The organism is Runella defluvii (assembly GCF_014195535.1).
In the GTDB taxonomy this organism is placed as follows: Bacteria; Bacteroidota; Bacteroidia; order Cytophagales; family Spirosomataceae; genus Runella; species Runella defluvii.
In genome coordinates, this window is sequence record NZ_JACIBY010000009.1 from 24,633 (window position 1) to 37,372 (window position 12,740).

Below are 12,740 nucleotides of genomic sequence, written 5' to 3' on the forward strand. Positions count from 1 at the left end.
TTAATTAATCTACAAATGTTGCGCCTCTGCCGAGGCTCTTTGGATACTTCTAAAACGTTTAATTAATCTACAAATGTTGCGCCTCTGCCGAGGCTTCGCTGGATGCTGCTAAAACGTTTGACTAATCTACAAATGTTGCGCCTCTGCCGAGGCTTCGTTGGATGCTGCTAAAACGTTTGATTAAATACCACAAACACGAATGATTAAAAATAGACGCATAAAAAAATCCTCGCTTTCTCAAGCGAGGATTTTTTTATGATTTTGGCTGATTCTTTCTTAGAAGAATTTCGCGCGGTTATCTACTACTTTCGCATTTTCGCGGATTGCCTCATTCAACAAGTAACTTGCTTGAAGGTTCTTTGATTGCAAATTGGCTTTGTACATAGAGTAATCGGCAATTGCTGGTGCTGGCGTATCAGAAACTTTCTCCATGATAAACACACCGTTTTCTCCCGTAAATACTTTTGATTTCTTGCCAGCTTTCAAACCGAAGCCTTTTCCAAGCGCAATTGGATCTAGTCCTGCACTTGTCAAGAAACCTGTCGCCAATGAGATTTCATTTGCAGCTTCTACCAATGCACCTGCACCGTATTTTTGGGCAATCGCCTCAAGCGTTCCACCTTGGATACCGCTCAGTTTCTTTGTGATTTGCTCTGCTTTAACTTCATTGCGTACTTTCAAAGTAAGTTCGTCACGGAAGTCGTTGATAGATGGGCTGTCTTTTGATGACTTTCCTGTCAAAATAGCCACCACATATTGCTCATCTGTTTCAAACACTGGAGAAACTTGGTCAGTCTTGGTATCATCGTTAAATGCCCAACGAACAATTTCACGCGCGTTTTGAATCGTGTTCACGTTGCTCGCCGATTCTGGGATACGGTTGGCCGTTTGAACAAGCAAACCTTTATCTTTTTTCACGTTCTCATCAAATGCTGCCTTTGATTTAGACTCAATTGAGAATTGGTCCGCTTTCGCATAAATCGCATCACGTGTTGCTTGGCTTGGCGTCATTGTCTTACCAATTGCCGCAATTTTGTAAAGAACGTTCGTTTTAGGCTCCGTTACTTTAATAATGTGGAAACCGAAATCTGACTCAATCAAACGGCCAATCAAACCTGTACCACTCATTGCAAATACGGCGTCGTTAAATGGCTTCACCATGGCACCTTCACTGAAGAAGCCTAAGTCACCACCACGCTGTGCCGAACCTGGATCAGCGCTGTTTGCAGTGGCCAATTGTTCAAAATTAGCACCACCTTGCAATTGCTTCAACAAATCAGCAGCTTTAGTACGTGCTTCTGCTTTGGCAGAATCGCTTGTTCCTTGCGTACGAATCAAAATGTGGCTGGCACGAGCTGTATAAGCCGTGTCAATTTTAGTACCGCCGTACTTATAGATAAAATACGTATTTCCTTCGCGATAAGGGCCATTTACACTACCTGGAATAAATGACTTCACCGCCGACTTCAACTGATCTGGCATGTCTGAATACGACCAGTAAAGTTTTGTAGGTACATCCGAATTTACACGAGCGTAAGTAGAGTCGCTAGTTGCGGTTGCCAATCCACGCGCCAATTCTTTAATTTTATTGTACATTTCCACGCTATCTTCTTTGGTAGCAATAATTGGGAAAGTTACGTATTGAATGGTACGAGAGTCAAAGCCTTTGTATTCGTCTTTGTGCTTGGCCAAATAATCTTGCAATTGCGAATCTGTTACCTTTATCGTCGTGTCAACCACTGAATAATAAGGTACGTACAAATAGCGAAGTGAAGCTTTAGCCGTTTGTGCTTGGTATTCTTTCTCTGCTTCAGCACGTGTTACGTAGCTTCCAACGCGAAGTAAGTTTTCGTATTTCTGACGAAGACGATCTTCGGCCAAGCTCTTCTCAAAATTTTGCCAAGCTTGTTGTTGCTCTACTGGCAAGTTTTTAAGATTCTTGAGGTAGCTTATCACTTGAGTTTTGTCAAAAACACCCGTTTGAGGGTTAGTAAATGACTGTTGAACGGCTGGGCTCACATTGTTCCCTTGTACCATATCAACTAGCTCGTCGCTACTTACTTTTAGTCCCAACGCATCGTATTCTTTTTTGTAAGCATAGTCGATGATGTACTGATTCCAAACCTGCTCACGAAGGCTTTGTTGTTCTGGTTCGGTCGCAGCGCGACCACTTTGAGCTTCAAACGCCTGACGGGCTTGGTCTAATTTGAGTTGGAAATCCTTGTAACTAATGGTTTCACCTGCGATTTCACCGACGTTCTGATTGTTTCCAAACAATGCCTGCGAACCTAAAATGTCACCTCCGACAATAAATAGAATCAAACTGGCGGCAATAACCACTACCGCAATACCTGATCGCTCCCTGATTTTGTTGATTAACGCCATAGTTGCTTGCGCGTTATTAAGTTTAAAGTTAATTGTTTAATTAAATGTTCTAAGGAAAAGAAAGGGTTTCCAAAAATTGACCCGCAAAATAACATCATTTACTGGTACATTCCAACACTGATTCATTCTTTGTCAATTTTCGTGCCAAGGTTTTCTCGTTTTTAGCGGATTACGAGCAGTTTTTTGGTAACTATTGGCTTCCCAAAACTACGGACTTTCAGCAAGTACGTGCCCGAGGGCAGCGGTGTTAGCCGAAGGGGTTGTGAGTTTGACAACAAGGGGGTTTCTTGTTCCAACATCAATTTCCCATTCAAATCCATTACTTGCATTTTTACATCGGTCAAATCTTCAAAACTTTCCAAAAGAAAAACCCCATCTAAACTTGGATTAGGATATACATTCACTCCATTGCCCGACACATCCAAAACGAAGTCAAAAGGCTCAGAAGTCAGGGATGAACAAGCCCTGCCTGGTTCTAAGAAATAAAAAGCGGTTACAGTATATGGGCCCGATTTTTGAACTTTGAGGTATTTTTCTGCAGTAATGGTTTCTTCAGCCCCATAATTCCACCTAAACTGAATGTCGGACAAATAATCTCCTTTCACGTTTAGAATATAATTACCCGTTTTTTCAATGCTAGGCTGCGTAGGAATGGGGCTTACTTCTACCTCTACTTCTTTGGATGGAGCAGAGACGCACCCGTGCTCATTAGTCGCAATAACACTGTATTTACCCGATTGCCGAACCAGTAAGTTAGATGAGGCTGCACCATTGTTCCAGAGTACAGATGATGACGTATTAGCATACAAAGTCACGGCTTCACGCTCGCAGAAACGAACCAAACCACTTGGCGAAATGACGGGAGTTTCGGGAGTTGGATGCACCGTTACTGTCACTGGAACCGAAAACTGAGAGAAGCAATTGTATTGATTGACTGTTCTTGCAGAAAAACGTCCTGATTCACGGACAGTTATAGATGTGGCATTTTGCCCTGAATTCCACAAAAAGCTATTGGTCGTTGAAAGAGTAGTTCCATTTTCAATCTCTAGCACGACATTTTTATCGTTACAAAATTCCAACGGCCCTTTGGCAATAATGGTTGGGACAGATGGTCGAGGGTTTCTCACTGTGGAAGTAACTGCTGAATACCCAGACCAACACTCGTTTGCATCTTTTATTCGTACGGTATATTGATTTGTCTCCGATACGTCGATGGTTCGGCCGTTGGCACCGTTACTCCACTGATACGCTGAAGCTTCGGGTGCTGAGAGCGTAATTTGATCTCCTTCACAAAAAGAAGTACCTCCACTCGCCGAAATGATAGGAATCGCTGGTTTTGGTAAAGCCTCAAACGTCTGTTGATTAATTTCAACAGTGGGAGAATACACAAAATTTCCATTAAAATCCCTCACCTTTACCCGATACGTCCCATTCTCAACCGTAATTTCTCGCGAACCTCCTCCCACTTGATTCCAATTTACTTCTGGATAATTAGTGGCTTGAATGGATAACTTTATCCGATTTTCTCCCGCACAGCTTACTTTAAAGGTAGGTATTGGGAAAGGATTCCGAGGCTGTGAACTTTGGAAAAACGAATCGGTCAGCGAATTGTTCCACGCCTCTCCCAACAAATTCAATCCAGTACCTTGCATGTGAACGCCGTCAGGTCGAGGAATTTGAATATTGTCAGTAACTGGCCCTGCAAAGACATTATATACCGACCCAATGACTCGGTTTTGAGCATTAACGACCGAAGCATTGCTTCCCTTTTCGCTAAACGAAACCCGTGATACTACCCAGGTCAAGTTATGCCCAAAATCATTGCGACTTTGTCCAATAATTTGTTGGAGATTACTCACAATTTCATCTTCGGGGATGTTAAAGCTCGTATCAGACTCCCCTTGATGCCATAAAATAGCCCTAATTCCCGTTAAACTCGCAAATTCGCGAAGTGTCACCCGAAGCTGAGAATAGGGCAATTGGTTTCCATAAAAACCACCCACGTATGGATTACTTGCATTTCCGTAGAGGCTTTCGCGCCATGCACGGCTTGTAGTACCTTCTAAAGCTGCATTGTAAAACAAAATTGGAACGTTAAGCCTTCTGACCAACAAATCCCCCAATACCCCCCACGACCAAGCAGAATATCCATAAGGTGCAATGTAACTATCGGCATTTAAGTGCGAAAAAGTGGGTTGTGGTAGCTCATTCGGTTCAAAATTGGAATTTAAGTAATTAAAACAGCTCACTCGGTCATCTATTGCTGCCGAAGCTCCGTAGTTTTGAATCCCACGCGCATTGGATTGGCCTGCTACCACAAACACCTCGCCTATTCCTACGCGGTCAACTTCGGCCGTTTCAGCTACTTGCCCATTTCGAATCAGACGTACTTCGAGTTTATACCATCCTCCTTCTGCTGAAATTTCTCCTGAAAAAATACCACCTACTGGCGCATTTTCAAGCACCTGCCAACCAGTAGCCGTACCTTGACCCGCATTGAGAGGTGTCAAAGCCGCTTCAACTCTTTCAGGAATGGACTGTTTGTATGTCCCAGTGACGACAAATGATGCCTTATTGGCTTGTGAGCGTTGAAAAACAATGCGAGATGTTGGAAAACTAACGGTTACTTGAGAAAATGCGGGCAGAGCGGTTAAAATAAAAACGACCACCCTCACACAATGGTGCCTCAAACTTCCAAACACTCCGTTAACGTAGGGCTTTGGCATTCGATAATGAATAGGTTACTCCGAAAAAGCTGCAAAATTACGCATTTGCCGCATGAAGGCCAAACCGACAAATCAATCAGTCTCGGTTTTAATGGTATTTCAATGTTTTTTGTGGGTTTGTTAACTTCCTGATTTACCCTATTTTAGAAATTAGCGGGCATTTTTCTGTTTGATTTGACCGTCGCTCTTGCTAACTTGCGGCCATGGCAGACAATTTTGTAGTTTCGGCGCGGAAATATCGCCCCATTACTTTTGACTCAGTTGTTGGGCAGTCACACATTACGACTACCCTCAAAAACGCCATTCGTACCAACCACCTCGCCCAGGCGTTTTTGTTTTGTGGGCCACGTGGCGTAGGAAAAACAACCAATGCCCGTATTTTGGCCAAAACCATTAATTGTCAGAGCCTTACTGACGAGATTGAGCCTTGCGGAGCGTGCGAAAGTTGTGTGGCTTTTCAAAACAATGCTTCATTTAACGTTCACGAATTGGATGCTGCCTCCAATAACTCCGTGGATGATATTCGTAACTTGATTGATCAAGTACGCTACCCGCCCCAAACGGGTAAGTACAAAATATACATCATTGACGAGGTGCACATGCTTTCGTCGTCGGCTTTTAATGCTTTTCTAAAAACGTTGGAAGAACCGCCGAGCTATGCCATTTTTATTTTGGCAACCACCGAAAAGCATAAAATCCTTCCAACGATTTTGTCGCGTTGCCAAATCTTTGATTTTAACCGCATTCAGCCACGCGACATTGCCGATCATCTTGAGCACATTGCCCAAAAAGAAGGGATTTCGACCGAACGAGAGGCACTCGAACTGATTGCCCAAAAAGCGGATGGAGGGCTTCGAGATGCCCTTTCGATGTTTGACTTAAATGTCACTTTTTCGACAGATGATACTGTTCGGTATAAAGATGTTCTCGAAAACCTCCACATTCTCGACTACGACTATTATTTCCGATTGACAGATGCCCTACTTACAAGTGAAGTTTCGCAAACGTTGTTGATTTTTAATGAAATCATCAAAAAAGGTTTCGACGGCCACTTGTTTGTGGTAGGGATGCTGGAGCATTTCCGTAATTTGCTGGTAGCCAAAGACCCTGCAACAGTTCAGCTGCTCGAAGTATCCGAAACGGCCAAAAACAAATACCTAGACCAATCGGCGCGGGCTTCCGTATCGTTTCTTCTTTCTGCATTAAGCGTTGGAAGTCAGTGTGATATAAATTACAAAGCGGCCAAACAGCAGCGACTGCACGTGGAAATATGCCTGATGAAACTGGCAAAAATCCCTGAAGTTTTGGATTTGAATACGCTATCGGGCGACGAAAAAAAAAAGCCTAGTCTGACCGAAAATAGCCAAGTAGCAGTTCCTACGACTGCTACTCCAAAGCCCATTGCGTCCCTTCCAAGTCCTAGTGTTGCGGCCGAAACACCTCCTCCTTACCCTCAAAATGGCTTACCAGGTGCCTTGGGCAAACTCCGTTCGACGGTCAATATTTCTGCGCAACCCCAGCCAGTAGAGGAGACAAAACCAGTAGCAAAAACCCAAGAAGACCCAACGGTTACGGCAGATTTGCCAACAAATTGGAAGGACCAACCTTTTACGACCGAAGAACTTCAGCAAACGTGGGATGCCTTTTCTCGTTTTCGGGAGCAAAATGGTGGTGCCGTCAGCGAGCAAATTATGCTTAATCGTGAATTTAAAATTGAGGGAACCACGATTGAATTAATTTTAGACAACCTTCACCAAGAGGTTCTGCTCAACGATGTGAAACCCGAATTGCTGGGGTATTTGCGTCGCCATCTTAAAAATCGGCAAATTCAAATTTCTTACCGCATTGCGCCCAACGAAGTAAAGCGCAACCCCTACACACCGCTCGAAAAATTCAACACCTTAGCCGAGAAAAACCCTTCTCTTCTCGACCTCCAGCGCCTCCTTGGTTTGGATGTTGATTTTTAAGGAGTAAACTCCCTTCACGACTTTATAGCTAGCTAATTAACCATTAAATAAATTTCTAAACGAAATTTTTAATGTGTATTTTCGTTTATACCATGGTTTTACTATACTAGCTTACAATTTTACCATTTCTTCATTTCTACTTATGAACAAGTTGCTTACCACTGCATTGTTATTATTCATTTCATTGTGTTTAGTAGCACAAAACACTAAAATTACTTTTGGTGAAGTTCCCATTGAAGATATCTCGTCCAAAATTTACCCCGATGATTCAACAGCGGAGGCAGTTGTGTTGTATGATTTTGGTGAAACGTCGTTTGACTACCGAAATCAGAAGTTCTACATTACCCTAAAATACCACGGAAGAATCAAGATATTGAAAAAATCTGCACTTGACCGTGCCACAATCAGTATCCCTTTTTACAAGGGAAGTAAAGGCGCCCAAGAAGAATACATCACCCAAGTGAAAGGCTTTACCCACAACCTGGAAGATGGCAAAATAGTGAAAGAAAAACTGGCTAAAGAGATGATTTTTAATGAAAAATTATCCGATGAATACCACCAGCTTAAGTTCAGCCTACCTAAAGTTAAAGAGGGTTCTGTCATCGAATACAGTTATGAAATCTCTACGCCAATGACAATTAATACAAGTCCTAAAACGTGGACATTTCAAAGTAGCCTCCCCGTAAAATGGAGCGAATACCGCATTACGATTCCCAACGTTTTGTTTTATCGGATGATCATGTCGGGGTACTTGTCTCTCGACATCAATGATTTTAAAAATACCAATACCATGTTTGCGGGCTCAAGCATGAACGCCGTTTCGTACCAATTTGTCGTAAAAAATGCACCTGCCTTTAGAAATGAATCACATATCACGACCCCATCAGATTATTTATCAAAAATTGATTTCGAACTTGCAAGTATCAACTGGCCAGATGTTATTACCAAAGACTTTTCGTTAGACTACAACAACTTAACCCAAACCCTTTTAAGTGATAGTCAATTTGGGGAAGTCTATAAAAAAACAACCATTGCCAAGGACATTGCACGACAAATACAGGCCAATCATAAAGATACCTTAGAGCAATGGAGAGCGGCTAAAAATTATTTAGTCAAAAACATTAAATGGAATGAGGAGAACGGACTATATGCCTCTAATCTCAAAAAAGTGCTAGAAAAGAAAGAGGGAAGTTCCTCTGAAATCAACTTTTTGTATTTATGTATCCTTAGAGAATTGGGTTACGACGCGCATCCACTAATCCTAAGTACAAGGACGCATGGTCGTATCAACCCTACGTATGCTCTATTGAAAAAATTCAATTATGTTGTGGTTCACCTGTCACACAATGGCAAAGATGTATTGCTTGATGCCACAGATGAATACCTGCCTCCTCACATTCTTCCTGTTTATTGCCTGACCGATGATGGCTGGCTTGTACATCCTTCTCAAGCGCGTTTTATCTCGATTGTACCCAATGATACTGATCGAGAATTTGAGAAAGCCGATTTGACCATTAGTGAAGAAGGAGAGCTAACTGGGGCATTTTCAAAATCCTACGGTGGATACAGCGGCGCAAGTGCTAAAAATGCGTTCAAAGAGGTTGGGAAAGACAAATTTTTGGAAGAAATAAAAAAAGGCAAACCTGCCTGGACAATCACAAAAGCTGAGTTTAAAAATACAGAATCCATTGAACAGGTCATGGAGGCTAATTATGAACTGAGCATGACGGAGTTTGCCAATGTTGCAGGGCCAATGATTTATTTAAAGCCGATGCTTTCTGAAGGCCACACCCAAAACCCTTTCAAAGAAAGTGAGCGAATCTATCCTGTTGATTTTGAGGCTCCTATCGAAGAGACTTTTTTGGCCAATTATACCCTGCCTGCTGGTTTCCAGGTCGTTGAGCTTCCCAAACCTGCGGCAGTTGCCTTGCCTGAGGGCGGAGGTCGTTTTGTTTATACGGTTTCACAAACGGGCAATAAAATTACGATTATCAGCCGTTTGAATATTCGCAAAAAAAGCTTCATGTCATTAGAATATGGGACTTTAAAAGCATTTTTCGACCAACTTATTGCCAAACATAACGAGCAAATCGTCTTGAAAAAAGGCAATTAATCGTAATCCCTATCAATCATTAACAGCAGTGAAATTTTTACCCTATTTAATGTATGTTTCTAACACGCACCTCCTCTCTATTAGCGATAATAAGTATTCTCTTTGCAGTTAGTTTACGGGGGCAAGAGTATGCCGTTACAGGTGTATCCGAGGCCCTCAAAAACAAAGCAGATGCGGTTGTCCGATTACATCGGACGGAGTTTATTATCAAAGACATTGGCTTCGCCACCACCAAAGTCAGCGGTGCTATCACAGTTCTCAACGAAAAGGGAGCTTTACAGGCTTCCATTGTTGTTCCCTTCAACAAATTTACCAAGGTCAACGACATAGAGGCACAGTTGTATGACTCAAAAGGTGAAAAAGTAAAACGTCTCAAACGCAGCGAGATTGAAAACTACAGTACCAACACGGGCGACAACTCTGTTGATGACAGTTATGCCAAAGTAGCCCTTCTAAAACACACTTCCTACCCTTACACAGTGGCCTTTTCGTATGAATATACGAATAAAAATATGATGTTTTACCCCACGTGGGAAGCCATACTGAATAACTTAGAACGAACGTCTGTCGAAAAAAGCGAGTTTATCATCACTACGCCCAAGGGGTTCTCGTTTCGGTATTTGGAGAAAAACCTGCCTTCTAAAGTACAAATTACCCATTCGGAAGATAAAGATGTCTATACGTGGACTGTATCCAACCTACCTGCCGTCGAAAAAGAACCTTTTGCGCCTGATTTGGACAATTATTTACCCATGGTATATACCGCTCCAAATGCCTTTGAAGTAGAAAATTACCAAGGCCAATTAACTTCTTGGTCCGACCTTGGGAAATTTTATGCCGAGCTCAACAAAGACCGTTATCAGCTCACACCTCAAACGATACAAGCTGTCAAAGAAAAGGCAAAAGACATAACTAACACCTCCCAAAAAGTAAAGGCAATTTACGAATACCTTCAATCCCACACCCGCTATATGAACATCAGTTTGGGGATTGGAGGTTGGCAGTCGATGAAAGCAGCCGATGTGGCCACCAGAGGTTTCGGGGATTGCAAAGCCCTTACCACCTACATGAAAGCCATGCTCAAAGAAGTGGGTGTGACGTCGTACCCTGTTTTAGTAAAAGCGGGCGACGACGAGGCCGACATTCTCACTCAATTCCCCTCCTTCCAATTTAACCACGTTTTTCTGTGTGTTCCCAACCAAAAAGACACCCTTTGGCTTGAATGTACGAGTCAGACAAACCCTTTTGGCTACTTAGGAAGTTTTACCGAAGCACGCCACGCTCTTTTGGTCACGGAATCGGGAGGGGTGCTCATTAAAACTCCGACTTACTCCGAACAGCAAAACCAGCTTATTCGCCACGCTTTTGTCAAGTTAAAAGATAACGCAGAAGGAGAAGTACACATCACGACTACTTATACTGGATTGCAACAAGAATATCCCCAGTATGTGGTTCATTCGCTAACAGCTGATGACCAAAAAAGGTGGTTGCAAAAGAATTTGTCGTTCCCAAGTTCAGAAATTAGTCATTTTGAGTTTAAGGAACAGAAGGCTGTGGTTCCCAAAGTGGAAGAAAAAGTGACACTTCTCGTGCGAAACCTTTGTACAAAAAGTGGCAGCCGAATGTTTGTAACCCCCAATTTACTTAATAAAAGTAGCAATACCTTTATTGCCACCTCCGAGCGAATTTATGACTTTGAAACAGCCATGAACTACGCCGATAGCGACAGTATTGTGATTGAAATTCCATCGAATTACACCATCGAATTTTTACCCACAGAAGCACAAGTGTCGTCAAAATTCGGGAATTATACAGCTACATTCAAAGCGACAGGAAATCAAATCGTTTACCACCGCAAAATGAGTGCTTTTAAACAACGATTCCCGCCCACTGAATACTCAAACTGGGTGGAGTTTCGAAGAAAAATTGCCAAATTTGATAAAGCACAAATCGTATTAATCGCCAAACCATAGCCTCCATTTTAATGAAAGGTTGGGAAATGAATTTTACTTTTACGTTCGACTTTAGAGTATATTGTCACCCGAAAGTCATATATTAGGAAACAGTATCACTTCAAAACCCAAACCTTCACATCTTATGTTCACGCGTCGTGATTTTCTAAAAAGCACTGCCATCGGTGGGGCTTCTTCTTTGATTTCGATAAATCCACTTTTGGCGGCGACTCGCCCCAAAAAAGATAAATTAGGAATCGCCTTGGTGGGTCTCGGTTATTACAGCACTGATTTGCTCGCACCTGCCCTTCAACTTACCAAAAACTGTGAGCTGATGGGCATTGTCACAGGGACTCCTTCCAAAGCAGAAACGTGGCAAAAGAAATTTAACCTCAAGGACAAAAACATCTACAATTATCAGAACTTTGACCAAATCGCCAACAATCCTGATATTGACGTAGTGTATGTCGTACTTCCTCCAAGTATGCACCGCGAATTTGTCGTTCGGGCTGCCAAGGCAGGAAAACAGGTATTTTGTGAAAAACCCATGGCACCTAGTGTAGCCGATTGTGAAGCGATGATTAAAGCCTGTGCCGATAACAAAGTAAAACTCGCCATCGGATACCGCTGTCAACACGATCCAAATACCCAAGCTTACATGAAATTTGCCAAAGAAAAAACGTTTGGTAAAGTACGAATGGTGACGTGTGGCGCAGGATATTTCGACGCCCGTACGACCCACTGGAAACAAAACAAAGCCCTTGGTGGTGGCGTAATGGGCGACATGGGTGTGTATGCCATTCAAGGTGCACGCTTGGCCATAGGTGAAGAACCAACGTCGGTTTCGGCTCAATTCCACACAACCCGCCCAGACATTTACAAAGAAGTTGAGGAAACTGCAACGTTTCAATTGGAGTTTCCGAGTGGCGCCTTAGCCGCTTGCCATACCAGTTTTGGTATCAATATGAACTACTTGCAAGCGAACTGCGAAAAGGGCTGGTTTAAAATGGAACCGTTTTCGAGCTACACGGGCAACAAAGGAAGCAGTCCTCAAGGGCCAATTGATTTCCCTTTACAAAGTCAACAAGCCAAGCAATTGGACGATGATACAGACGCACTTATCAAAGGTATTCCACTAATAGCGCCAGGTGAAGAAGGGCTACGGGATATTCGCATCGTTGAAGCCGTCTATAAGTCGGTGGCAAATGGTGGGAAGAAGATTACCATTTAGTGTTTTTCCACACAGAACGGCACGGATTAAATGCACACAGATGACAGAGGAATAATTTCTGCGACATCTGTGGGTTGTTTAATCTGTGCGCATCTGTGTGAAAGTTTTACCTGTTGTAGAGAAGCAATTAATCAGCAACTTTGCCCAATAAATTTACCCCAACTAATAAAAAGAGCACACCAACCAAAAAAGGAACAATAGTTTCCCATTTTGTAAGGGTGAAGCCTATCACCGCCTTGTCTGACATAAAGGCGATGCAGGCAAAAAGAATAAAAATAACGCCAATTCCCGTTAAAATACTTCCAAACGTACGTTTCATGTGAGCGCGAGGTTTTATATAGGTTGCAAAACTACCAATTTATACAA

The 12,740-nt window shown here is 42.6% G+C and carries 7 protein-coding genes; 4 read left to right on the forward strand and 3 right to left on the reverse strand.

What is annotated here, in order from left to right; genetic code table 11:
- Positions 1-276: 276 nt before the first annotated feature.
- Both FHS57_RS19660 and FHS57_RS19665 read right to left on the reverse strand, forming a co-directional pair.
- Positions 277-2,385, reverse strand: coding sequence for a peptidylprolyl isomerase (locus tag FHS57_RS19660; protein WP_183976700.1), 2,109 nt, complete (start codon positions 2,383-2,385; stop codon positions 277-279).
- Between the two features lie 161 nt (positions 2,386-2,546).
- Complete coding sequence (locus tag FHS57_RS19665; protein WP_183976702.1) at positions 2,547-5,111, reverse strand: T9SS type A sorting domain-containing protein; 2,565 nt, start codon at positions 5,109-5,111, stop codon at positions 2,547-2,549.
- 203 nt (positions 5,112-5,314) lie between these two features.
- Between FHS57_RS19665 and FHS57_RS19670 the strand changes: the two genes are divergently transcribed.
- The 4 genes from FHS57_RS19670 (at position 5,315) to FHS57_RS19685 (ending at position 12,374) form a co-directional block, all read left to right on the forward strand.
- Positions 5,315-7,078: a DNA polymerase III subunit gamma/tau gene (locus tag FHS57_RS19670; RefSeq protein WP_183976703.1), complete on the forward strand. Its 1,764-nt coding sequence runs from the start codon at positions 5,315-5,317 to the stop codon at positions 7,076-7,078.
- Positions 7,079-7,220: 142 nt separating this feature from the next.
- Positions 7,221-9,191, forward strand: a complete 1,971-nt coding sequence (locus FHS57_RS19675; RefSeq protein WP_183976704.1) for a DUF3857 domain-containing protein — start codon at positions 7,221-7,223, stop codon at positions 9,189-9,191.
- A 53-nt stretch (positions 9,192-9,244) separates the two neighbouring features.
- Positions 9,245-11,164 (forward strand): DUF3858 domain-containing protein, encoded by a 1,920-nt coding sequence (locus tag FHS57_RS19680; protein WP_183976705.1) that lies wholly within the window; start codon positions 9,245-9,247, stop codon positions 11,162-11,164.
- 124 nt (positions 11,165-11,288) lie between these two features.
- Positions 11,289-12,374, forward strand: coding sequence for a Gfo/Idh/MocA family protein (locus FHS57_RS19685; protein WP_183976706.1), 1,086 nt, complete (start codon positions 11,289-11,291; stop codon positions 12,372-12,374).
- A gap of 127 nt (positions 12,375-12,501) precedes the next feature.
- Here the strand turns inward: FHS57_RS19685 and FHS57_RS19690 are convergent, their stop codons facing one another.
- Complete coding sequence (locus tag FHS57_RS19690) at positions 12,502-12,693, reverse strand: hypothetical protein (RefSeq protein ID WP_028526947.1); 192 nt, start codon at positions 12,691-12,693, stop codon at positions 12,502-12,504.
- Positions 12,694-12,740: the final 47 nt, after the last annotated feature.